The sequence below is a fragment of the Agrobacterium sp. DSM 25558 genome, assembly GCF_900100825.1.
Lineage (GTDB): Bacteria > Pseudomonadota > Alphaproteobacteria > Rhizobiales > Rhizobiaceae > Agrobacterium.
In genome coordinates this window covers 81,214-102,988 of the sequence record NZ_FMUD01000002.1, presented here as the reverse complement: position 1 = coordinate 102,988, position 21,775 = coordinate 81,214, and the positions used below count along the sequence as shown (strand labels likewise).

Genomic DNA, 21,775 nt, shown 5'->3' with positions numbered 1-21,775 from the left:
GAAAAGCCCACGAAGTTACCGACCGAGCTTACACTCGAAACGATTACCGCGTGGGCGTTGTTAGCTGTAATCTATCTAGTCAATGTGGCAGTGTCAAGGCGCTTTTATTTTTTTAGGTTGTGTCCTATAAGGCTAAAATCTAATCATGAGCATGGTGTCTGTTCCTCGCATCTTCTGTCCATCGGGAACCGTCGAATACGTCGTTCACCCGTTTCGCAGTTACCGCGGTTGTGGAATTGAACTTTATGGCTTCCTAGAACCGGATCGGAAACGGGTCAGCCCTGCTTGATCTTTTCACATGTGCCACGCTCCGCACCTACCACTGCTGTCATGAACTGTTCATATGCCCCACCGAGTTCTCAAAAGACCCACATGCCTTGTATGGCGTTCATTGAATGCTTCGGGAGTCCAGTCTGCGACATGCGCCAGCTCCTGTGCCGATGCATAGGTTGCCCGTTTGGTTGATGACGCTGAATTACCGAGACCGAAATATACCCTCGTCTTATCGGAGAACGGCAGATTAGAAGCTCCCGAGTTCTTGCGTGAGGTGAGGAGGACCAAGTTGCCGAGTTTATTCGTCAAATCGATTCTGTCGAGCTCGCCGAACTTATCCCATCCGGAAGCCGGATTTTGCGGAAGAATGTGCTCCACTGTTTTCATGCCAGGCCAGATCACAGGCTGTTCGGAAATCAGGCGATCAAGCCGTTCGAGGATGGCGCGAACAACACGCGTTGGGAAGACGTTGTAGAGGTCACCGTTTAGAGCAATGTCTGCCTCACTCCGTTCGCCTTCTGTCAGGGCAAAAGCGCTATCGATCGCGGCATCATCGAGTTTGAGAGCTTTCAATACCTCGATATACCGATTCATACGTTGCGTGTCGTAACGGCGCGTCAGTTGCATCGTCCAAGCAAGACCCTCGAGTTGTTCGAGTGTTTTCACGAGGCGGTCAGGGCCGTGCCTAAGGTAGGCAGACAACGCAACCGGTATCCAGTCCTTATTAGGAACCAACGAAAGTCCTGTGAGAGCCTCGGTGGCCCTGCTCTGAAGTTCTTTTGGGAAAGAACTCACATCGGTTTCCAAGAGCCTCGCGTATTGAATTTTCGCGGGTCCCATCTCTTCCACGAGAAAAGTTCGGACCTCCTCCGCGCTGGCGGATTTAAAACGCTCGGCATATGCCTCGCTCAGCGTTCGACGATTTTTGATTTCTTCGCGGATGAACCGTAGGGTTTCCAGCAGTCCCTCGAACTCTTGTCTACCCAAGTCGTTCTCGAATTCCCGCCAGCGGTTTGCCTGAAACTGCATCTCAGTTTCCTCGGGAAACTTCGCGAGCAGATCGGCCTTGATAACGTCGGCGTTCGTCAAGTCCAAGCCACGGTCGTTCAGCACCTTGAAGATGCGTAACGCAGATGCGCGTGACTCTGTTGATACAACGACCAGAACACATCTGTTTAAAAGGTAACCGACCAACTGCTGACGGTCTGTCGTTGACAACGCTCCAACCATCTTCCGAAGCGCAAACGCATTCGCCCACATGTGTCCCTGCGCCTCTGTCTTTGGCGCTGCTGACGGTTCCGCTTTCCCTGTCGCACCAGGCGTTTGGATCGATTCCCGGAAGAAAAGACGATCGTTCTCATGGGCCATCACGCGAACCGCTTCTTTCTGAGCAAGAAAACTGTTCGGACGTATATAGACGATGGAATCCAGCGCAGCCTTTTCCTTGTCGTCATCGGCTAGGTCCCGGAGCACCGCTCCGAGGATGGTAAGTGTTGTCAACCGCTGTTGGCCGTCGACGACTTGGCCGTTGACTTGGCCGGGAGGCTTGACCAACACCAGACTTCCCAGGAAGTACGGCTCGTCGCCCTTGTCGGCCATGGCCTCGAGCAAATCGGCAACCAGTTGTTTCGCCTCGTCTTCAGTCCACGTGTAAGGTCTCTGATATGAGGGTATTTCGTGAAGAAAGCGGTCGCCAAGTACTTCGTATACGGAATGTTCTGCTGCGCTGATCAAGTCGGCTCCTCAAATCTTCTTCTAGGCATTTGTACCATACCCAGACGATTCGACCTTTAATTGCAATCGCAAACTTGAATAAATAACTTTTACGCGACTCGAACATACTTGGCCATCGCAGTTCGGTGGGGTCGAACAAGGGGCGAAAGTCTCTTATTGCAGTTCTTCACCCCCACGACTGATCTTTGCGATTCAGTACCAGGGCCCAAGGATACACAATCTCTTTCGGCATCTGCCCCATGAAACTGTAGCCCTCGTTTATGATGTGATACGGATCGCCAGTGGTGGAACCCATACCCGGCAGCGTGTACATTTTCGCCTTGTTCTCAAGGTTGTGCCACAATGTCCAAATCAAGATATGCTCAACATCTTCGAGAGCACGCTTGATCACTGGGATTTTCTCGGAGGACTTCTCGGTGTCGAGATATGCGTGGCTGAAGGTAGTGACGCCGCGTTTCTGTATCAGTTCAATCGCAGTGGGGTGATTGTAGAAGCGTCGCGCCGGATTTGTGGAAAGCCCTATATAGCATATTCGGTCCTTCTGATGCGAAGAATGGTGATTTCTCATGATAGCGTACAGGCACGCGCGCGGCTCTTCAAAGTGCGGCTTCGTACCTTTGTCTACAACCTGCGGCTCGGACCAGTTGAGCACGAGACGTTTGAAAAGCGGGAAGCCGCTGGCGTTTTCTATGCCGTCAGCGTCTGATCCCCAATCGGCCGCCTTGAAATTCCTCATTTCGAATCGCCCCTTAATGTCTACCTCAGGAAACATTTTACATTAAACGATTACTGGTCAACCCTGACCTGCAGGCTGTAGCGACCGGCTTCGTGGGGAAGTTGAGGTTGGATACATCGCCGATCGTCGGCTGGCCAATGTGTCTAACATTAGCACGGCCCAGCCGCTGTCGCGCCAGCAGCGCGCAAAGCATGATGCCTCCTCCATGTCCGGCCAACCAGGGTGTCACCGAATTTTTTCACCGCATCGATCAAATCCCAGTCCGCCAGCGCGTTGGAGTGTCTGTCGACGTATTCCAAGTCAACCGCACCACGGCCGTGGCAACTTGGGACATTTGGTCCGTCCGCATTGGAAAGAGACGGCGAGGCCCTCCGCTATGAGCGTCTGTCCGACATCCTTCCCGTCTACGCGGAGAATACCGCAGCTGCGACCGTAATTACATTTTTTGGTACCTTGGGTCCCGGGCGCACAGGCGCAGGCAACTTTGGTCACCGTGCTGGTCCCGGACGAAACGATCTCCCTGAGCCTCGCGCTAGCCCTGTTTCCCAGTTCCGCTTCTCTTGAGCACATGGGCTCGAATTTTTCAGGGGTATTGAAGCCTACCAAGCGGACGGGAGTGCCGTCGGCCATGCGGATCGTGTCACCATCGGTGATAGTGAACCGTTGCGAGATGAAAGGCGATGGGGCCCGAACATCCGCGGGGGTATCCACTGCGGATGGCGTACCGCCATTCGTAAAGAGATGAACCGCTCCAATGACCACAACGGCGATCAGAGCGACGACCCAATTAATCTTTCGATATCGCCAGCCTCGATATGGAGCGCGCCAGGTACGCAGTCGGGGTCGTCGGATGGCGGCGCGTGGGCGTACGTACACGGAGGATCGGTCGATAGGAGCGCCTTCGAGCTTGGTCAGCCGCTTCAACATGACCAGCTGTTTTTCGGTTAGCCTTGTCTTCGTTCCGTAGCGATCGATTTTCGCCCGGACGTCGGCAAGGAATTGCCGTTGCCATGCGGTCGGCTGGCCATCCCTAAGCACGTCGTCGATTCGGCTTCGAAAATAGGTGATCTCGATATCGCTGAGCATGATTCCCCCCATTCGAAGACCATAGCGCCTCGAGATTGCATGAATTACAAGGGCACAATATTATGGGGTGGCGTTCCCGGTCGAACTTTCGAGTCAGGCGACCCTCGAAAAATTCGCTCTGGGCGATTGCTACTGCTGGGATAATGACCGGAGGTACTGATGTCAGGCAGTCACGAAGACGTAATCTCCCTTTTCGGCCTAACATATGACGATGTGGCCGTGTCCACCTTCTTGGGTCTTCAGCCCCGTCATCTGGCGGAGAAGCCCAGTGACGGCCAGCAGTACGTAGTATGCCGAGACGGCGGCTTCGACCTCCTTTTCGAGGACGAAGAAACCCGAGGGGCAGGTAATCGACAGAAACGAACCCTATCAGCCGTCTTCTTCTACAATGACGGCGTGGATAAACATCGGCGCTATGCAGGCAGTCTTCCGTTCGGTTTTGAATTCGATGATCGTCGTGACGGATTGCGAAACAAGCGGAAGCCCGACCGAACCTGGGTCATCGGCGAAGGCAGAGTCGGCCAGGAGCATCCCGAGCCAGATCACGACCACTGGGAAATGCCGCCGCTGACCGTCAGCGCACATTATGGTTCCGGAGGAATAGAGGTCCGATATTTTCTGATAAGCCCGCCAAATGACGAGCCGGAATGGACACCTCCGGACACCTGGGAGAAGCTCGCTCTTTTACCTGGCCGGAAGCTGGACGCAATCAAGCTATATCGCGAAAAACACAACGTCGGCATGTCAGAGGCCAAGCTCGCCGTGGAGGGGTATGCCGCGAAGGCCTCGCAATAGTAGGATACAAGGTGAGGAAGGCTCGGTATGCGCCTGAAACGGCGAACAGACCCGGTGGACAGAGCCCGGTTACTGAGAGTTGTCCTCTGCCAAGACGGCATATATATTGTTGGAGAGATTTTGACGAACCAGAGGAAACTCTCATATGGCGACGGGCACGGTAAAGTTTTTCAACGGCGAGAAAGGCTTTGGATTTATCACCCAAGAGGGCGGCGGACAGGATATCTTTGTCCACGTGTCCGCGATCGAAAACGGGGAGTCTCTTCGAGAAGGCGACAAGGTTAGTTTTGAAGTAGGCCAGGATCGAAAGACCGCAAAGCTGAAAGCTGAAAAGGTGTTGATCCTTTAATCAAGACAACGGCCGCCTGGCTCGACCTTGGCGCGGGCGGCTGTTTTCATCTTACGGTGGTTGGCAATTTCAGTACGCACGCCATGAACCGTGCCGCACAACGTGGTGTCGAGACATCGACGACGTTTGCCCCCATCTAGCGATCAGTTAGCCGAGCCACCTGCCGAATGGCGCAAGTACAAGGCTTTCAAGATCAGGTAGATGGCCTTCTCTTCCGATTTTCCAGAAAGCAGGTATCCGATCAGATCGTGTCTCATGTCGATCGTGATCCTTGGCTTGAAATCCTCGGCTCTGTCGATCCTGTTTTCTTCGAAGTAGTGGATAATATTGAGCACAAAGTCCAAAGCCAGAACGACTTCTCGAGCGTCTATCAAGTCCTGTCTCGAGGACGCGTAGATTTCGGGAGGCCCCCTAAAAGTAACCTTGTCTTCCTCGTTGTAATCATGTTGAACGACATTGCCCAGGTATTGCAGCGACACAAGCGCACTGAGAAGCAGGCTGGCTCGCTTGAGATAGGAAAGCCTGCTTGTTTGCGCATCGGTCTCCTTGCTTAGCCAGCGATTACAACTTTCGCACCACATTGTGTGAATTTGACGCGTAACGTTCGGCACGAATTCGGCGTGGATGGAGTAAGCGCGAAACTGTAGAAAACAGTACTTTCTAAAAGCATAATTGAATTCATCGTAGTCGGATTGCCATGCTTCGAAAGCGTCGGCGCTAAATTCGAACATTCTTACTTTCCCAGTGATAACCTCACATAGCAAAAAGGCACAGAGGATCAACCTCTGTGCCTTAACATTAACGTAAAAATTAAATCAGTGAGCGGATGCTGCAACCATTTCTGCAGAATTCAGATATGCGAAGTGCGAGGTCGGAACTTCTTTCAGTTTCGCTTCGCCATTCGGATAAAGTGTTTTGAAACGCGTAATATCACGGGCCAAAGCGTTCTTGGCGTCTTGAACCGCTGGTTCTCTGTCGTGATTTATCATAGCTTCAACCCATCTTTTTGTTGTTGCGGTAACGTCGTCCTTGGGTGTTTGTTCCCAATTCACGTTAATTACAGTGTGTCAAGATTCCGTAAACCGTGCAAGCGAATTCGCCGGGCGTATACACGATCAGATTTAATTACTCAAGCACAACACTGTTGATTGGAATGAAAATCTTACGCGATCAAACTTGCAAGAAACTGTATTTGAAACTTTTCAACAACGCGCATCCCACCTTACGCGACGCTAGACGTAACGAAACTCACCTCTGGAATAGATCGAGGACGGCCTGCGGCCGAGCATTGGCCATTTGCAGAGACTGCACGGCCAACCGCTGTTGCGCCTGTAACGCGCTCAGTCTCGCAGACGCCTCCTCCATATCCGTATCGACGAGAACGCCGACACCTTTTGTCACCGAGTCGATCAGCTTTTTGTTCATTTCGTCGTGCGCCTCCAATGAATTTTGCAAGGTGCCGAGATAGGCCATCCTGTCAGTCAACGCATTGAGATGCTCGTCGATGTAGTTCGCGAACGCGGAATAAAGCCCCTGGCGATCACCGCCATCGCGGACGATGTTGTTTTCGAGCTTCATCAGGACGAACGACGGGTTGACGTCATAGCCCTCCGGATCGCCGTCTGAGTTGGTCAGTGGAATGTTGAACCAATAAACGCCTGCCGGAGTGAACGACCCCGGAGCGAAGACGGTCTCCCCGCTATCGAACAGGGCCTGCTCGGGATTGTAACCGAGAACGTAGGGAAACGGTTCGGAACCGAAATCGTCGTTGATGAGCAACAGGTCCATCGCGTCGACATCCAGCGTCCGCACCTTTCCGTTGTCGTAACCGACGACGAAGGAATGGACGGTCTCGCTGGCCTTCGCGTCTTCGTTCTTCGTATGGTGCAGAAGGTTGACCCCTGCGAACGAGGCCGAGTTGATCGCGGCCCTGGCCTGATCTTGGAGTTGCTGCATCTGCCTGTCCAGGCGCGCGACGCTTGATTTCGCATAATACTCGTCTTCGACAAAACCGCCGATGACGACGTTCTTAAATTCAGGCGCAGGCTCCTGGCTCGCCATGATCGCGATGTTTCGGATTTCCACGAAACTATCGCGGACCGTTTCCATCGCGGCGTACGCGGTGTCTACGATCCCGCTTGAAATCCCGATGGTGTCATTGGCGGCCATCATGGCTTTCGCGTCGGATTTCATGGTTGTCGAGATCGACCAGTAGGCAACGTCGTCAGACGCAGTCGACACCCGTAGACCCGAAGAAATCCGGTCTTGTTGCGTTCCGAGGTCGGTGCCTATCCGTCGCAGGACATCAAGAGCAGAGGTCGCTGAACCATTTGTGAGAATGCTGGTCATGATGCATGCCGTCCAGAGATCGATCTACGGCGTCTTCATGCACCAGATGCACGCATACCGCCTGCCTGCCGACATTGAAGGCGTTTGGCTTAACAGTGAGGTCAAAGTCATAGGGTAAAAATACCCGTGATGCATAATTCCCGAACCTGGCAACCCACGTATCATTCCGCCATCTTTTCGGCCTGTAGCGTGACCAGCATCGCGACGAGGTGGACGGTGTTTCTCGCCCCGTACTTGGTCTTCAGCCTCTCTACGCGATGTTCAACCGTCCGCGGCGATACGTTGAGCGTCTGCGCGATTTCCTTGGCTGTCCCTCCCTCGATCAAAAGCTGGGCGATGGCTTCGTCGGCCACGTCCAGTCTTTCTCGCCGCTGTGGCGGACTGAGCAAAAACTGGGCATAGGACGACGAGATGATCCACTGAGGGCGACCGATGTTCTTCTGCGGGATCAGAATGCGGTCGTAACCGAGGTTGACGCCGAACAGCCTCGTTTTGACGAGTTCCATAGACGGCTGTTGCGATTCCATGACCTGGCGAAGTCTTGGGATGACAGCGTCATCCATGTATTTCTGGTCCTTGAAATCCTCGACATAACAGTCCGCGAAAATCTTGTTGATGTTCAGAATGCGAGACGTAAACCCGGAATGCCTGATGGCTTTCATGTGCCATTTTTTGGGGTTGTCGCCTGTCACCGTAAACAGGGTCAGCCGCATCTTGATCGAGAGATGGCCAAGGATGTCGTTGTAGACCGACTCCGGTTTGGCTGTGTTCTCGGGACTCGTTTGAAGCCAGTTGTCCATCATGGTGCGCGCGACCGCGCTAAACGGTGTCTCTTTTGCCATCGTCGAAATATGGAACCCTGAAATTCGTTCACCGCCATTAGTTCAAACCGATGAGGCCGCACAGGGTAGATTTACCCTCCGCCATCAGCGCGCTGTTGACGATGCGCGGAAAAACCAAGTCATGAATTGCATCCGGGGGTAAATTTCCCCTCCGAAATTCGCCTGTGGGTAAGATGAATCCGCGATGCTCCGCGACCAAGCGATTTAACGTCGAAGTCCCCATTCCATTTGGAGCATCAATGAAAAACATCATCCTGGCCGCCCTGCTTGTAGGAACGGCGACCGTGGCGGCTCACGCCGCGGAATTCGACATCAACGGAATGGCGCTGGGCATGAATGCCGATCAAGTCGTCGCCAAGTATGACGAACTGCGTCCAGACGGCCGATACAGCTTCTCCAGATGGAAACTGCCGGAAGGCACGGAGTGGGTGGCGAACGGCCGGACCCTGTACAACGACCTGAGCCGTCCAGACGACATGGAACACGAGCGCATGGAGTTCGCGTTCACGGGGGTCGGAAGCGGCAACAAGCTTTTTGCCGTACGCCGTGAATTGAAATTCAGACCATCCGAACGTCCGTCTACGGACGCTGTCTACGCAGCGGCGGTGAAGAAGTACGGAGAACCGTCCTACAGCAAGAAAGACTCCACCGATATTTGGGCGATCTGGAAATTCAACACCGTTGATGCCCCTGCTGAAAAACTCGAGTCATCGCCTGCCTGCCTTGGGATAAGCGATTTTCCCGTGGGGCTGGATGACCACACCGCTGGCAAAGCCAAGAACACCGCGGCCTCATGCGGTTTGTACATCGATCTCACGGTAAACGGGACCCAGACAGGTCTGGCTACCGATCTCAGGATGGGAATGATGAATTACCTCGATCTGGTCCAAGATTTCAACACCGACAACCAGGACGCACGGAAAAGGATCGATGCCGCTCGGGTGAAAAACACCAGCAGCGCGGCCCCTGCGCCAAAGCTCTAACTGTTTCCCCAAACGAACCATCACCAGGGCATTCGAAACCGCCCGCCAACCCTAACGGGCGACACGAATGCCGATCGCCCGCTATGGCAGTCGGAATTCGACAACAGTTCAGGAACCGTCCCGATGAAATCGACCGCCTTCCTTTCCGTCTTCCTGCTGTCGATATCGGCCTCGACGGCCCTCGCAGACCGTGTTGCAAGCCGTGAGGAATTCCGAGGGCGCTGGTCACGTGATTGCGGCGTTGGCCGGACATGCCACCTCGATATCGACGACATGAAATCGAAGAGGACTGTGCAGATCACTTTTTCCATCAACGGAAAGGATGCGAACTGCAAATGGTCCGTCGATGCGATCTACGATAGCGGGTTCGGCGGTCCTGTCGCGAAGGACCCTTACGGCAACTACTATTTCTATTTGACCCGTCACGAAGACGGTCGCCTGTATTCATCCGGCACGATGCTGTCGAATTGCGGTCCGCAGCCGACCGATCAGTACTTCACATCAGACGCGCAGGGGCTGGTCGACAACCGCGAGGTCTTCGATCACAACGGCTCGGCGATGACCGTTGATCCCAGCGCGGGAACTATCATCTATCGCGATCCCAAAAAATCGATATCGAACACCATCAAGGCGGGCGCGGTGCTTTTCAAAGCCAACGCGCCGTGGGACCCCTATGACGACAAGACTGTGATCCGCGGGACCGCCTATGTCTATAAGCAAGGCTGCGAGCCCGCTCCCTATGAAGTTTCGGGGCATCAGCAGGGATGGCATACCCTTGTTCTAAAAGGGCGTGCGCCCATCCGCGAGAAAACCGGGTGTAGAGTGATCGACTACAGGGTGAATGGAAATTCCACACTCAAGTTTGTCAGCTGGGGTGATTGACCCCAGTAAACCAAGACGTCACGTTCTCATGATCAGCAGCGGGAACAGGGTTTCCACGGCAGCGCGGGCCTTAATCTTCTCGATGCGGTGTTCGATCGTCCTCGGGGAGAGTTCGAGTAGCTCCCCGATCCTGCGCGCTGATAACCCTTCCCGAAGCAACTGGACGATGGACAGGTCGATGTCGTCCATACGGACATGATGGGCAACAGCGGAAATCGAGTGGACCTCTCCTAAAATGACGCACCATGCCCTTTTGGGCATGGGATCGGGTAATATGATCGCGTCTCCCGTTATCCGCGCGTCTTCAATGACCACGTCGATCTTCCCCGTGATCGGCTGTCTGTCGGAAATCGCCTTCTGACAGCCTTCGATCATGCGCTGCTTAACCAAGGCGCTCACGGGAACATCGCATAGGCGGCCAGCCTTTTGTAAAACCCCGACATCGATCAAGCCCGTGGGAATTCCGTACCGCCGAATGAATTTCACATGCCAGTCGATAGGTGCTTTCTCCGTGTGGACGACGACCAACGCCATGTTGATCCGAAGATAGTCAGCAACCGAACGACAGACTTCATGCGGTGAGATTGACCCCGATGAGCTTCCCAGCCAGGTGTCTGTCAGCCGCCTCGACAGGTCGGAGTACGAGACGTTCGGTTTCAACGGAGCATCCAGACGGACAGAAACGAACGGTTTTGTCACGACAGACCAAAGGTTGTCGTTCCACGCGTAATTACCTTCCATTGTTGAATTCATGACCTGACTTGGAACTCGAATGTCTGCTCCGCGAAACCGTTCGTTTCTGTCAAGTCGAGTCCCAGGACAGGTGGAATGGAAGGCTTCATCGGCGATATGGCAAGGATCGGTTATGCGCGAGTTTCGACGCTGGATCAGCATCTAGATTTACAGCGAAACGCGCTACGTCTCGCGGGGTGTGACCGTATTTTCGAAGACAACGGTGTATCGGGAGGTCAACAGCAACGTGATGGCCTGTCGTCCATGTTGAAAGCCCTCCGGCGTGGCGATGTTTTGATCGTATGGCGACTTGACCGTCTCGGGCGTTCGATCGTGCATCTGATAGCGTTGGTCGAAACCCTGAAACGCCGCGGGATTGGGTTCATATCGCTGACGGAGAGCATCGATACGTCCTCGGCGGGCGGACAGTTGATATTCCACATTCTTGCTGCCCTAGCCGAGTTCGAGAAATCTTTGATCAGGGAACGGACAGTCGCGGGCATTGCCGCCGCTAGAGCAAGGGGTAAACATCCCGGACGCAGGCCGTCTCTGACCGATAGTCAGTGCCAGGAAATCCGTGCATCACTGAGCAGCGGGGCGTCAGTGCGCGATTTAGCTGAAGCTTACAAGGTCCACCCTCGAACTGTCCTGAGAGGGGTTTCGCGGCTGACTTAGTTACAAAATACGAATGCCTTGTTTCCCAAGGGTCATAGCTCAAGAGTGCCATCGGGGAATGCGATCTGTTGGCGGGTCCCGCTTTAATTGGCAATTTCGCAACATAAGAGAGAGACCATTCTCTCGGAATCATTGCGCTACACAACCTTCTCTAAATTTCTGCTTGAGCCGTACCCAACGTCATACCTTAGATAGGGTTTGTGACTTTGCAGGAGGCTTCATGCGGAATGACATCAAGGAGGAGACGTGGTTGACCGCCGCGCAATGCGCCAAGCGCATTGGCCTTACCGTCCGTGCGCTCCGGCTCTATGAGAAAAATGGCCTCATCCGCCCTCGTAGGACGGGAAAAAACTGGCGGCTCTATGGAGCTGACGAGATCGCACGGCTGAACGAGATTCTGACGTTGAAGCGCCTCGGCCTTAGCCTGCAACACATCGCCCGACTGTTGGCCGGGCAAGCGGCCGATCTTGACCGCATGCTCTCCGTGCAGAACCTCGCCTTACAGGAACAACTCGGACGCACCCAGCGCAGTCTAGCCGTCGTTGATACCCTGAGGGCGAAAATAACCGCAGGAGACATTCTTTCGATTGAGGAACTCCTGAAACTCGCAAAGGACACCAACATGACCGATATCTCACCCGATACCATCGCATGGCGCCGCTACGAGCAGGCAAGGCCTCGGACAGAGCAGAAAATCGATCCCACTCTCTACGCCGCGTATCAGGGTTACTACCTCCTTGATAGACTCGCCTATGTCATCACCGTGAGAGATGACCGTGTTTTTTCGCGCCTGACAGGCCAAGCGGAGTTGGAAATCTTTCCTGAGGATATCGACCGCTTTTTCTACAAGGCGGTGCAGGCGCAACTAACCTTTACTCGCAACGAAAACGGTTCCGTATCGGGCCTCGTCCTCCACCAGAACGGCTATGAACAGGCGGCCCCCCGTGTCGAGGAGAGCGTCGTGACCGCGCTCGAGGACACACTTGCGGAACGGATCAGGAGCAAGCGGCCGGTTGAAAACAGCAAAAATCTCCTGAAAGAGATTATCGATCAACATCAGCGCGGCGAACCCGATTGCGAGCGGATGACACCCCCTCTCGCCACCGCCGCGCAAGAGCAATCTGCAACGATTAAGGCCGATCTGGAGCGCATGGGGCCGCTCAAGGACATATCCTTTAAGGGGGTAACGGAGGGTGGGTGGGACGTCTACGACGTCAGCTTCGAGAAAGGCCACATGGAATGGAGCTTTGTGCTCGCGGAAGACGGGAAATTTAGCGGCATCTTCATCCGGCCCTCTCTATGACTTTTGCCTGACGCCTTATTCGCAAAACTCCTAGAGACTGTCCGAAAACTCGCCTCCGAGAAATTTTGTTAGAACCTGATGCTAACAGGGCCGACATACCCCCATCCCGTAGCATCAGCTTTTCCAAGGGTACCGCGCCGCAGAACCAAATTCTACGGCGCAAAATTCAACCTGAGTTTTCGGACGGCCCGCCTAACATTCGCGATAAGGATCAGCGTCTCGGCTGGCGGAAACCGGACTGCCACGTTTGGTTGGCGGGCTTGCGGAACGCCCAGTTCATCTTGTGTGGGTGCTACGCGATCCCAGAGGTCGCCAGCCACAGTCGTCAATAACCATTGCAACTGTGTCGACTAACAGCTGATCGGGACCAATAATGCTTTCCTCAACACCAACCAGCCCATCGTCGTCTCGCCACCATTGCCGCATTTCATTCTCACCAAATTCGGCGGCATTGGGTTTTGTTATGTGCCTGTTAAGTGTTTCTTGGAACGAGATTTTGTAGCGATAGCAGCGCGTAATGCCTTGATGGCTGGAAATCACCCTTCTCAGCATGTCGCCGTAAATATCCTCGCGCAAGATACCTTCGACGACCACGTGGAGCCCGCGATCAAGAGCAAACCGCGCGGAAATCTCTATATAGTCGGCTGCCAACGATGGTTTCGTGTCGAGGACGTGCAGGACATTCCGTCGGAGCAAATCTTGTCCGATAATTGCAACACCCCGGGGAAGACTATTTCTGATCGCCAACGCAAGCGCAGATTTCCCGGTTCCCGAGTTCCCTCGGATGAGGATGAGCCGGGTCTCGGTATCGCCAATCGATTCCAAATTCCTGTTCTCCATTGGTCACTCACTCCGTTGGTGCGCGATGCTTTTGACAACCCTGTGACGTCAAAGGGGCGGAGAAAGCTGCTCCACTAGATTGCGGAATTATGTAGCAAATGCCACCAGGGTTGTAAGATGAAAAAATACAGCCCTAGAAAGATTTATCTGCTGCCGCAGTTGCGTCCAAAAAGCATGGAATTCGGGTATGGCAACGCCAGTTTCGGCATATCCGCTTCTTCGAAATAGCTGATCGAAGCGGTTTCCGTATCTGGGATCGGAACCTGTGGTCCGATTATTTGGCATACGAATAGCGTCACAACATATTCGACTTCGTCACCATTTGGGTAGGTGTAGCGAAAATCCTTTCCGCCAAAAACTCCGGCAAGAGTTTCGACAGACACAGGAAAGCCCGTCTCTTCGAACACTTCTCTTATGATGGCTTCCTGAGGGGTTTCGCCGGGTTCAATAGCGCCTGCTGGCAGGCTCCAGCCTTCTCCAGAAGACTTTTCCTGCAATAGTATTCGACCAAGGGAGTCGTGGATGACAGCCGCAACGGACGGGCAGAGCAATAGGCCATGGCCTAGTTTCTCGCGCAAAGTTTGAAGGTGAGATTTCATTTCAACTTGATCTCCGTCGGCACTACTTTCAGTAAACGGCAATCAAGTCTCAACGACAATGCAATTAGTCCAAAACTTCAGGAAATTAACCATCTTGCTAGAGGCTAATCGACTCCCTGCGTGTCACCTGGTACGACTGCGGCATGGTTATAAGAACGACACGAATAGGCTGACGACTTCATCCCGCCCAAGACGGCGGCCGTCAGCATGTATTCCGTGTCCCGAGGTGACCATGTCTTCCAACAAGGTTCCGATCCTGGCTCCCAACGCTTACGACCCCTTCGAAGACGAGGCCAGGAGGTTGGAAATACCAGTCTTGCCTCTGGCCTGATCCCGATGATGAGTTCGGTCAGCATTTCCTTCTGACGAAGAAGGCCCGCAACGTCGACCAGATGGCTCTCCTGGAGCTTTCCGAAGAAGATGCGTACGGTCTTTTCTGTAGCTTCCGTTGGTCTTCAAGCGGCGGGAAACCGTTCTGCCCAAAGTGCGGTGACCTCGACCCATACAGCGTCCGCCGCCGTCGTTTCCGATGTTCGGAAGGCGAGTGCATGCGCGAGTTTTCGGTGACCTCCGGAACCGTGTTCCATTCTCGCAAGCTGACGTTCAAGAAGCTTCTCGTGGCGATTTGGGAGGACATCACGGCCGTGAAGGGCACCGCCGCACTGCATCTGACACGCAAGATCGGCGTAGAATACAAAACCGCATGGGTGTTGTTGGCCAAGATCAGGGAGGCCGTCGGAAAGCGCCGAGCGAAGATGAAGCTTTGGGGGTCGGTCCAGATCGACGGCAAATACATCGGCGGACACATCAAGCCAGAGAACAAGAAGGAAGACCGGATCGACCGTCGCCGCAAGGAGAACCAGAACGGCAAGCGGATGTGTGTCCTGTCGATCCGCGAGCACAATCCCGATGCACCAAACCGTACGATCACCCGCATCGTCCCCGACGAGAACCCAAAAGCAGCCTGGGCGGCCGTGCGTGACCATGTCCAGCCCCGCTCACTGCTGACTGCCGACGAGCATGGATCGTACGACGACCTCGTTGGGCTGGCGATCCTCCGGCGCGTGAACCACAGCCTCGCCTACCAGACCGAGGACGGGGTCGACACCAACAGGATCGAAAGCTTCTTCGCTCGCGCCGAGCGCTCGTATGTCGGCATCCATCACCGCTTTTCGGTCAAGTACCTGGACTGGTACATGGCAATGGTCGCCTGGAAAGAGGATACCCGCTACATGGGCCAGCGCTGGCAACTCGCGGACGTGCTCCGGACGGTCACCCACCGAACGACCTCGGAGAACCTCTGCGGCTACTGGCAGGGGGCTGCGAAGCGTATCGACGACCAAGTGTGGACGGAGGATACGACCGTCGAGGAGCAGCGTTACCTGCGGTGACCTGATAGCTGGGCGTCACCTGGCAATCTCCCACAGTCGTCGCCGTCCGTCGGGAGCGCCCGAGGATCGAACCATTCCTCCTTGCTCCAGTCTTTCTAATAGGCCGGAGAACCTGGCAGCGAGGTTGGAAGCGACCCCGTCGCTTTTGTCCGACAACCCCTCCCGCTCGATAAACCTTCTGGACAAGTCGCCTGCGAGGATCGGGTTTTCGGCATCTCGGAGAAGCTCCAGAACGCCGCGCCGAACATCACGACCTTTGAGCAGGTCCGTTACGCGACGGCTTGGGGTCGATCTCTTGTCGCTCTTTGACTGAGGAGACGGCGCGAACGTCGCTTCAGGATCGTAGACCCTGATCACGGTCGCGAACGCGGCCTTCTGCGCTTCCAGCACGAACGCTTCCGCTCTGATTTCTTCAAGCCTGGCATCCAAATCAGCCAGCTTATGTTTCAAATCCTCGACGACCGACACCATACAATCCAACTCCATCGACTGATTTGGAGGTATCAATTTTAGCGTCGGGAATCTTGTGGCATTTGCTACCTAATTCCGCTAGATTGTTGCAAAAGTCAGTCGCATAAGTTCGCTTTCTGCAAATGACTTTTGCGACAATTTTTCGTCGTTATGGATCAGATGTCACAGGATTTAGATAATTGGTTCATAATGCCAGAATTTCGGCAGAAGGCACGGGTGGGCCAGTCAGGACCCAAAATGCAAAGACCGCGCTGGCAGACCTGATGGTCGCGGACCCGGAAGTCATCGAGTTCCACTACGGCTACAGAAACCTAATCAAGGCATCGAACAAGTTGATGTTCCATACCGCCTTCGCTTTGACGCGGCCCATTCCCGCTTCCGCTACGGTGGATATCTACTTACCCTCCAGGTCTTATCGTCCTGGAAAGCCCACGTGATCCTTAACGACGTACTCGGACGCCGAATACTCCGCCCGCCCCTTGCCATTTTCGCGGAGTGGCCACATATTATATAAAAGTGGCCACCAATACCGAGATCGGAGTGAACACGATGAACGGGCGTCTCGTAAAACAGCTTTCGGAAATCGGCGACAGCGACGAGACGGACGTTCTCAAGGAACTGGAGCAGGCACTGACCGTCGCGGCCGGTGGATCGTTGACCGTAAAAGCGGCACGCGACACCTTCACCAAAGTCTTGGGTCGGGTTCGCGGCGGCGACATGCAGGTCATCGGAAAGAAGACCGAGGACATCGCGGTCATCATCTCCCTCAAGGACCTAGCGGCCCTGATCAGGTCTTCGGGCAGGAACATGTCCTTCGGCTCCGCGCTCGACGAGGTTGGCTTCGCCCCTCTCGGACGTCGGGTCAAGGTCAAGGCGGGCAGCGACCAGCCGCGACTGATGCGGCCCAAAAAGGCGCGCGTCCAGCTTCCCGCATCGCGTATGTGACTACACATGTATCTCCTTTCCACGCAAACGCTCATGGACCTTCTGTGCGGGGTGCCTGAAGTCAAGGAATTCGCGGACGGCGTTCCGAGGGGCGGAGTTTACCTAAGTGTCGTCTCCCTGGGGGTCGTTGACGGGGCGATCCGCGAGACGAGCGTCACCGAAGGTCGCGACCAGCTCGACCGCCTTTTCCGCCGTGTCCTGTCGATGGCGAGAACCCATTCCACGGTTGAGGTGTTCGACGAACCCGCTGCGTCTATCTGGGCGAAACTGTCCGCGCTGGACCTCCATGTCGACGACGATGGCATGCAGCATCTTTCAGACGTGGAGAGGATGGTCGTGGCCACGGCTATCGATAGGAAGCTCGTACTCGTCGAACAAGCACAGCCCTACCATTCCGAGCTTCCCGAATTGAAGGTGGTCGATCCGTATGCCGTCTGAGCGCGTGAAGAAGCGGGCGAACCCCAAGGGACCGACCCCGGCACACTCGGCTTTCCGGTGTTGATGAAAGAAATCGCCTTCCGAACCATCCAGCCCTCACTTCACTTGGCGCAAGGGAATTTTTCCTGCAAAGCCAATATCATCGTTTCGGCCAATTTTGTAGAATCTACCGTTAAGAGCGCTGGATTTCTCTGCACGTAGTCCGTAACAATAGTAGTGTATTTGATTTTAGGTTTTGTTATTTGAGTGCAAAATATAGGATTATCTCCCCTGTCTGCGATATTTTGGTTGGCTTCGGCTATACCAAGACCAATCGCTTTAACATATGCATAATACATCGATTGCTCGTTCTGGGCATCAATGAGAAGCAAGTTCAAAGGCATTGCAGACCGCTCTTGGCCTGAACTGACGTTAAACGTCACAGGAAGCACTAATAGTGTGTAAACAATAACTCGTTGAATTTTTCGGATATTGCGCACTCTAATGCTCCTTCTTTTCTATGGTTGGCATCCTGCCACGCACAGCGCAGCCTACCTGTCTAATTTTTGTTCGCATTATCGCTCCGCCATGGCCTCTGATGTCACTTGAGCGATCGGGGAGAATAGATATTCCAGGATTCTTCGTTGTCCCGTTTGTATCTCGACCGATGCTGTCATGCCAGGACTGACATGAATAGCATTTGCGCCCTCTTGCGTTCCGAGATGTTCGAACTCGATAACCATCGGAAAGACGAGGTTTTGAACCCGTTGTACGTTTCCCGTCGGAATCCCCTGGCTTTGCTGCCGAGAGGCGGTTCGCTCCAAATTCTCAGCATCTGGCTCCGGAATGGCATCCGATGAGATACTTTTAACCCGTCCTTTGAGCACGCCGAACCTAGTAAAAGGGTATGCGTCGACCTTGATGATCGACGACTGGCCGACAGAGACGAATCCGATGTCTTTGTTTGTCAAAAAAGCCTCTATCTCGAGCGTGGCGCCGTCTGGAAGAACTCGCATGAGTTCTGTATTTGCGGCGACCACCTGTCCAATCGTAGTGATGGACGATAACTGGACGGTGCCTGAAATCGGAGATTTAATGGTCAAAAGGTCTTTGCGAACTTCAGCCTTCACCACTTCCTGAGCAAGTTCGTCGGCCTGACGCTGGGCCTCGATTTTCCTGTTCGCGTTGTCGGAGAGCGCAGTTCTGAGAAGTTTCAACTCTTCTGCTGTGATAACTTGCAGCGCTGCTTCCGACGACTTCATCTGCGCAACTTTGTCCGAGAGATCGGCCGCTGACTTTTGATATTCCCGCGTCGCGTCTAAAACCGCCATTTGCGAGCCGACCCGGCTGCTCAACAGTTGCGACCTGATCTGTATCTGTTCACCTAGCGTTTTGACCAGTGAACGCTGTGACTCGACCGCATCGGCCATACCAACGATCTCGGCTCGTCGCTGCATCCGCTGTGCAGACAGGCTACCGAGGTTTGCGATGATCTCCGTAATCTCTGCGTCGAAAACATCGCGCTCCCTTGCGGCAATGCCATTTTCCTCCAGATCGGATTGGGTGAATAAATCCGACACGGCGTTCCTGTCTGGGCTCGTGATCTCCCTGTTCAATCTCAGGAGAACGGCAGCCTTTGCGTCTCTTCGATAAATTTCGTCCTCGAGGTTTTTCAAGATCGTACGCTTTGCCATCAGCTCCGCGGTGACGTCCGTATCGTCGAGCTGGACAATCACGTCTCCTTCCGCAACGCGCTCACCATCCCTCACTGCAACGGATTTTGTTTTGCCGGGCTGTAAAGACTGGATGATTTTGACACGTCCCGTCGGCTGAACTTTTCCTTGGGCAGTCGCGACGATATCGAATTTTCCGTACCACCCCCAAAGCAGACTGAAAATCGCCAACATGCAGATGAGCCAAAGAAACGCAACGCGAATGGGTGACGCGGGTGTTTCGAGTATTTCGAGATGTGAAGGGAGAAACTCCATATCTTCACGATCCCGCTTGGGATGTTTGGTATTCGAACGAGAAGCCCTCATCTCATACGTCTCCGTTCTGGAGGTTCCAGAGATGAGCATAAAGCCCGTCCTTTTTAAGGAGCAGTTCCTGATGTGTACCTTGCTCGACGATTTTTCCGTCCTGCATCCCGACGATCCGGTTGCAATGCCTGACCGTCGCCAGGCGATGCGCGATAATCAGGACCGTCCTTCCTCGGACGATGTGCCTCATATTGGATAATATAAGCCTCTCGCTCTCATAATCGAGCGCGCTGGTTGCTTCGTCGAGAATGAGGATAGGCGGATCACTAGCGAGCGCGCGTGCCAACGCTATTCTCTGTCGCTGGCCGCCCGATAGATTTGCACCGCGCTCTTCGATGACCGTATCGTATCCGCGAGGCAGTTTGGTGATGAATTCGTCCGCACCCGACATCCGCGCCATCCTTATAACGGCGTCGCGCGACATGGCGGCATTCCCGATGGCGATGTTTTCGTGAACCGACCGATTGAAGAGCATGTTCTCCTGAAGAACCACGCCTATCTGGCCACGCAACCAGGAAGGATCGACCTGCGAGATGTCTTGGCCATCAAGAAAAATCTGTCCCGAGTCAGGCATGTAGAAACGCTGTACGAGCTTGGTGAGCGTGGATTTTCCCGAGCCGGAGGGACCGACGATTCCGATGACCTCGCCCGCACGGATAGAAAGATTCGTATCGCTCAAAACGTTGGGTGTGTCGGCACGATATCGAAAGTTCACATGTTTGAAATCCAGGGCCCCTTTCGGTGTCGGCAGATTGACAGCTTTCTCAGGCCGAGGTTCTGTCGGTGCATTCAGGATATCGGCAAGCCTTGAGACAGATATCTGAACCTGTTGGAAATCCTGCCATAGTTGTGAAAGACGCAAGATCGGCTGCGCTACCTGGCCCGCGATCATGTTGAATGCGACGAGTGCACCGACCGACAACTCGCCGTTGATTACGGCCTGCGCACCGAAAAGGAGAAGCGCGGCACTCGTGATCTTGCTGATGTATTGGACGATGTTCTGGCCCTTGGCGGCGAGCATCGCGGCCGCGAACGATGATCTCACATAAGCTGCAAGCCGTTCTTCCCATTGCGCCGCGACAATCGGTTCGACGGCTGTGGCCTTCAACGTTTGAATACCGACGACGGTCTCCACAAGCAGTTGCTGACTGTACGCTCCCCGCTCGAACTTCTCGTCAATTCTGTCTTTCAAGAACGGGCGTATTATTACGCCGACAGCGATGTAGAAAGGTATGGATGCCACCACGATCCAAGCTAGGGTCGAGGAGTAGGCAAACAGCACGGCTATGAACACGACCGTAAAAACCAGGTCCAGACCGGAGAAAAGTCCTTGCCCGGTCAGGAAACTTCTTATCGTTTCCAGCTCTCGCACGCGCGCGACCGTTTGACCAGTTGCCCTGGTCTCGAAGTAACTCAACGGGAGCCGCATCATATGCCGAAACAGGCGTTGCCCCAATTCGACGTCGATACGATTTGTCGTGTGCGACAGCGCATATGATCTCAGATATTGTAGCACGACATCGAAAAGACCGATGGCCGCCAACCCCACTACCAAGACGATAAGTGTGGAATAACTTCGGTTCGAAAGCACCTTATCGACAACGACCTGAAAGAAAAGCGGCGTCACGAGCGCAAACAACTGCACGAAGAGAGATGCCATAAGGATGTGGCCGAATGCTTTTCTATAACGAAACAGGGAGGGGAGAAACCAACGGAAGCCGAAAGCACTCGGAGAGACACCGGGTCCTGCGAAACGCTTTTGGAGCAAAAGTATTTTGCCCTCGGTACGTTCGAGAATTTGTTTAAAGCTCAAATGTGTTACGGCAAGGGTGACAGGATCAGCAACCCGATGTTGTCCGCTGTCCGACTCCCCAAGATAAATGCTGAATTGACCGTCGGTGTGACACAGTATGGACGGCGTGAAGATATTTCTAAGTCGGTCTTCGTTGACAGTCGATATCAGGCGAGACTTAAAGCCAATAAGGCGCGCGGCCCTCAACAGGTCTGTCGGCTGCAAATGAGAGGTAAGGGCAAGCTCCCTGCACAAATGTCTCCCATTCGTATTAATGCGGTAGGTTGCAGCTACCGCGACGAGAGCGGCTATCCCAGAATTAACTTCTTTGCCGTCGACCTTAGTGCCGATGTCACTGACCTCGGTGTCCACATTGATGTTTGTGTCCATAGCGTCGGAAATCCGTAGAAATTCACTTCAGCGGACGGCCCCGTATGGACCACGTTGAAAATGCCATTGTTGAAGTCGGGGTAAGAAAAGCGATCTGATACCAAGCCGAAGATACCCGCGGTGGGACTGGCATTGCCGATGTGGCTAGGAGC

At 54.2% G+C, this 21,775-nt stretch carries 23 protein-coding genes and 1 pseudogene; 11 read left to right on the top strand and 13 right to left on the bottom strand.

All coding sequences use genetic code 11. The annotated features are described in order from the left end of the window. Window positions 1-339: 339 nt before the first annotated feature. The 3 genes from DSM25558_RS02970 to DSM25558_RS29200 all read right to left on the bottom strand — a co-directional run bounded on the left by DSM25558_RS02970 (window position 340) and on the right by DSM25558_RS29200 (window position 3,373). Window positions 340-2,007 carry a DUF262 domain-containing protein gene (locus DSM25558_RS02970; protein ID WP_077101661.1) on the bottom strand — a complete coding sequence of 556 codons (1,668 nt, stop codon included), beginning with the start codon at window positions 2,005-2,007 and terminating at the stop codon, window positions 340-342. Between the two features lie 166 nt (window positions 2,008-2,173). Further along, complete coding sequence (locus tag DSM25558_RS02965) at window positions 2,174-2,743, bottom strand: hypothetical protein (RefSeq protein ID WP_143240002.1); 570 nt, start codon at window positions 2,741-2,743, stop codon at window positions 2,174-2,176. A 300-nt stretch (window positions 2,744-3,043) separates the two neighbouring features. Continuing rightward, entirely contained in the window at window positions 3,044-3,373 is a 330-nt protein-coding gene (locus DSM25558_RS29200; protein ID WP_256387053.1) for a thermonuclease family protein, read from the bottom strand. A 615-nt stretch (window positions 3,374-3,988) separates the two neighbouring features. Between DSM25558_RS29200 and DSM25558_RS02955 the strand changes: the two genes are divergently transcribed. Both DSM25558_RS02955 and DSM25558_RS02950 read left to right on the top strand, forming a co-directional pair. Next, window positions 3,989-4,624: a hypothetical protein gene (locus DSM25558_RS02955; protein ID WP_077101657.1), complete on the top strand. Its 636-nt coding sequence runs from the start codon at window positions 3,989-3,991 to the stop codon at window positions 4,622-4,624. A 145-nt stretch (window positions 4,625-4,769) separates the two neighbouring features. Further along, on the top strand, window positions 4,770-4,973 hold the full coding sequence (locus DSM25558_RS02950) for a cold-shock protein (RefSeq protein ID WP_077101655.1): 204 nt from the start codon (window positions 4,770-4,772) through the stop codon (window positions 4,971-4,973). A 143-nt stretch (window positions 4,974-5,116) separates the two neighbouring features. Here DSM25558_RS02950 and DSM25558_RS02945 read toward each other — a convergent pair whose 3' ends face one another. The 3 genes from DSM25558_RS02945 to DSM25558_RS02935 form a co-directional block, all read right to left on the bottom strand. Continuing rightward, window positions 5,117-5,704: a hypothetical protein gene (locus DSM25558_RS02945; RefSeq protein ID WP_077101653.1), complete on the bottom strand. Its 588-nt coding sequence runs from the start codon at window positions 5,702-5,704 to the stop codon at window positions 5,117-5,119. Between the two features lie 517 nt (window positions 5,705-6,221). Then, the gene (locus DSM25558_RS02940) at window positions 6,222-7,322 is read right to left on the bottom strand and encodes a flagellin N-terminal helical domain-containing protein (RefSeq protein ID WP_077101651.1); all 1,101 of its coding nucleotides are present in this window, start codon (window positions 7,320-7,322) and stop codon (window positions 6,222-6,224) included. A 161-nt stretch (window positions 7,323-7,483) separates the two neighbouring features. Beyond that, the gene (locus DSM25558_RS02935) at window positions 7,484-8,164 is read right to left on the bottom strand and encodes a helix-turn-helix transcriptional regulator (RefSeq protein WP_077101649.1); all 681 of its coding nucleotides are present in this window, start codon (window positions 8,162-8,164) and stop codon (window positions 7,484-7,486) included. 239 nt (window positions 8,165-8,403) lie between these two features. Between DSM25558_RS02935 and DSM25558_RS02930 the strand changes: the two genes are divergently transcribed. Next, window positions 8,404-9,147 carry a hypothetical protein gene (locus DSM25558_RS02930; RefSeq protein WP_077101647.1) on the top strand — a complete coding sequence of 248 codons (744 nt, stop codon included), beginning with the start codon at window positions 8,404-8,406 and terminating at the stop codon, window positions 9,145-9,147. 123 nt (window positions 9,148-9,270) lie between these two features. Then, window positions 9,271-10,029, top strand: a complete 759-nt coding sequence (locus DSM25558_RS02925; protein ID WP_077101645.1) for a hypothetical protein — start codon at window positions 9,271-9,273, stop codon at window positions 10,027-10,029. Between the two features lie 18 nt (window positions 10,030-10,047). On the opposite strand, the gene DSM25558_RS02920 is transcribed toward DSM25558_RS02925, so the two are convergent. Beyond that, window positions 10,048-10,770 carry a helix-turn-helix transcriptional regulator gene (locus DSM25558_RS02920; protein ID WP_143240001.1) on the bottom strand — a complete coding sequence of 241 codons (723 nt, stop codon included), beginning with the start codon at window positions 10,768-10,770 and terminating at the stop codon, window positions 10,048-10,050. A gap of 87 nt (window positions 10,771-10,857) precedes the next feature. On the opposite strand from DSM25558_RS02920, the gene DSM25558_RS02915 reads away from it, so the two are divergent. Together DSM25558_RS02915 and DSM25558_RS02910 are read left to right on the top strand one after the other, a co-directional pair. Further along, complete coding sequence (locus DSM25558_RS02915; RefSeq protein WP_083716288.1) at window positions 10,858-11,436, top strand: recombinase family protein; 579 nt, start codon at window positions 10,858-10,860, stop codon at window positions 11,434-11,436. A gap of 220 nt (window positions 11,437-11,656) precedes the next feature. Beyond that, window positions 11,657-12,739: a MerR family transcriptional regulator gene (locus DSM25558_RS02910; protein ID WP_077101640.1), complete on the top strand. Its 1,083-nt coding sequence runs from the start codon at window positions 11,657-11,659 to the stop codon at window positions 12,737-12,739. Window positions 12,740-13,015: 276 nt separating this feature from the next. Here DSM25558_RS02910 and DSM25558_RS28950 read toward each other — a convergent pair whose 3' ends face one another. Continuing rightward, on the bottom strand, window positions 13,016-13,564 hold the full coding sequence (locus DSM25558_RS28950) for a kinase (RefSeq protein ID WP_200800716.1): 549 nt from the start codon (window positions 13,562-13,564) through the stop codon (window positions 13,016-13,018). Window positions 13,565-13,722: 158 nt separating this feature from the next. Further along, window positions 13,723-14,220 (bottom strand): NUDIX domain-containing protein, encoded by a 498-nt coding sequence (locus tag DSM25558_RS02900; protein WP_244554099.1) that lies wholly within the window; start codon window positions 14,218-14,220, stop codon window positions 13,723-13,725. A 350-nt stretch (window positions 14,221-14,570) separates the two neighbouring features. On the opposite strand from DSM25558_RS02900, the pseudogene DSM25558_RS29750 reads away from it, so the two are divergent. Together DSM25558_RS29750 and DSM25558_RS02895 are read left to right on the top strand one after the other, a co-directional pair. After that, window positions 14,571-14,714: pseudogene (locus DSM25558_RS29750) on the top strand (transposase); the annotation flags it as partial. Between the two features lie 12 nt (window positions 14,715-14,726). Continuing rightward, complete coding sequence (locus DSM25558_RS02895) at window positions 14,727-15,569, top strand: IS1595 family transposase (protein ID WP_244554098.1); 843 nt, start codon at window positions 14,727-14,729, stop codon at window positions 15,567-15,569. Between the two features lie 15 nt (window positions 15,570-15,584). On the opposite strand, the gene DSM25558_RS02890 is transcribed toward DSM25558_RS02895, so the two are convergent. Further along, the gene (locus DSM25558_RS02890) at window positions 15,585-16,040 is read right to left on the bottom strand and encodes a hypothetical protein (RefSeq protein WP_244554097.1); all 456 of its coding nucleotides are present in this window, start codon (window positions 16,038-16,040) and stop codon (window positions 15,585-15,587) included. A gap of 179 nt (window positions 16,041-16,219) precedes the next feature. Here DSM25558_RS02890 and DSM25558_RS28105 point away from each other — a divergent pair, with 179 nt between their 5' ends. The 3 genes from DSM25558_RS28105 to DSM25558_RS02880 all read left to right on the top strand — a co-directional run bounded on the left by DSM25558_RS28105 (window position 16,220) and on the right by DSM25558_RS02880 (window position 17,423). Next, window positions 16,220-16,477, top strand: coding sequence for a hypothetical protein (locus DSM25558_RS28105; protein WP_143240000.1), 258 nt, complete (start codon window positions 16,220-16,222; stop codon window positions 16,475-16,477). 112 nt (window positions 16,478-16,589) lie between these two features. Continuing rightward, window positions 16,590-16,985 (top strand): type II toxin-antitoxin system Phd/YefM family antitoxin, encoded by a 396-nt coding sequence (locus tag DSM25558_RS02885; protein ID WP_077101634.1) that lies wholly within the window; start codon window positions 16,590-16,592, stop codon window positions 16,983-16,985. Window positions 16,986-16,991: 6 nt separating this feature from the next. Next, window positions 16,992-17,423, top strand: coding sequence for a PIN domain-containing protein (locus DSM25558_RS02880; protein ID WP_143239999.1), 432 nt, complete (start codon window positions 16,992-16,994; stop codon window positions 17,421-17,423). Window positions 17,424-17,524: 101 nt separating this feature from the next. On the opposite strand, the gene DSM25558_RS02875 is transcribed toward DSM25558_RS02880, so the two are convergent. The 3 genes from DSM25558_RS02875 to DSM25558_RS02865 form a co-directional block, all read right to left on the bottom strand. Beyond that, window positions 17,525-17,902 carry a Rap1a family protein gene (locus DSM25558_RS02875; protein WP_077101630.1) on the bottom strand — a complete coding sequence of 126 codons (378 nt, stop codon included), beginning with the start codon at window positions 17,900-17,902 and terminating at the stop codon, window positions 17,525-17,527. 75 nt (window positions 17,903-17,977) lie between these two features. Next, a complete protein-coding gene (locus DSM25558_RS02870; RefSeq protein ID WP_077101628.1) occupies window positions 17,978-19,441 on the bottom strand; it encodes an HlyD family type I secretion periplasmic adaptor subunit in 1,464 nt (487 codons plus the stop codon). A 1-nt stretch (window position 19,442) separates the two neighbouring features. Then, window positions 19,443-21,623 carry a type I secretion system permease/ATPase gene (locus DSM25558_RS02865; RefSeq protein ID WP_083716286.1) on the bottom strand — a complete coding sequence of 727 codons (2,181 nt, stop codon included), beginning with the start codon at window positions 21,621-21,623 and terminating at the stop codon, window positions 19,443-19,445. Between the last annotated feature and the right edge of the window lie 152 nt (window positions 21,624-21,775).

Coding starts and splice junctions, on each gene's coding strand:
- DSM25558_RS02965 (WP_143240002.1), bottom strand. CDS start 2,743: ATGAGGAATTTCAAGGCGGCCGATTGGGGATCAGACGCTGACGGCATA.
- DSM25558_RS29200 (WP_256387053.1), bottom strand. CDS start 3,373: ATGGCCGACGGCACTCCCGTCCGCTTGGTAGGCTTCAATACCCCTGAA.
- DSM25558_RS02955 (WP_077101657.1), top strand. CDS start 3,989: ATGTCAGGCAGTCACGAAGACGTAATCTCCCTTTTCGGCCTAACATAT.
- DSM25558_RS02950 (WP_077101655.1), top strand. CDS start 4,770: ATGGCGACGGGCACGGTAAAGTTTTTCAACGGCGAGAAAGGCTTTGGA.
- DSM25558_RS02945 (WP_077101653.1), bottom strand. CDS start 5,704: ATGTTCGAATTTAGCGCCGACGCTTTCGAAGCATGGCAATCCGACTAC.
- DSM25558_RS02940 (WP_077101651.1), bottom strand. CDS start 7,322: ATGACCAGCATTCTCACAAATGGTTCAGCGACCTCTGCTCTTGATGTC.
- DSM25558_RS02935 (WP_077101649.1), bottom strand. CDS start 8,164: ATGGCAAAAGAGACACCGTTTAGCGCGGTCGCGCGCACCATGATGGAC.
- DSM25558_RS02930 (WP_077101647.1), top strand. CDS start 8,404: ATGAAAAACATCATCCTGGCCGCCCTGCTTGTAGGAACGGCGACCGTG.
- DSM25558_RS02925 (WP_077101645.1), top strand. CDS start 9,271: ATGAAATCGACCGCCTTCCTTTCCGTCTTCCTGCTGTCGATATCGGCC.
- DSM25558_RS02920 (WP_143240001.1), bottom strand. CDS start 10,770: ATGGAAGGTAATTACGCGTGGAACGACAACCTTTGGTCTGTCGTGACA.
- DSM25558_RS02915 (WP_083716288.1), top strand. CDS start 10,858: ATGGAAGGCTTCATCGGCGATATGGCAAGGATCGGTTATGCGCGAGTT.
- DSM25558_RS02910 (WP_077101640.1), top strand. CDS start 11,657: ATGCGGAATGACATCAAGGAGGAGACGTGGTTGACCGCCGCGCAATGC.
- DSM25558_RS02895 (WP_244554098.1), top strand. CDS start 14,727: ATGCGCGAGTTTTCGGTGACCTCCGGAACCGTGTTCCATTCTCGCAAG.
- DSM25558_RS02890 (WP_244554097.1), bottom strand. CDS start 16,040: ATGGTGTCGGTCGTCGAGGATTTGAAACATAAGCTGGCTGATTTGGAT.
- DSM25558_RS02885 (WP_077101634.1), top strand. CDS start 16,590: ATGAACGGGCGTCTCGTAAAACAGCTTTCGGAAATCGGCGACAGCGAC.
- DSM25558_RS02880 (WP_143239999.1), top strand. CDS start 16,992: ATGTATCTCCTTTCCACGCAAACGCTCATGGACCTTCTGTGCGGGGTG.
- DSM25558_RS02870 (WP_077101628.1), bottom strand. CDS start 19,441: ATGAGGGCTTCTCGTTCGAATACCAAACATCCCAAGCGGGATCGTGAA.
- DSM25558_RS02865 (WP_083716286.1), bottom strand. CDS start 21,623: ATGGACACAAACATCAATGTGGACACCGAGGTCAGTGACATCGGCACT.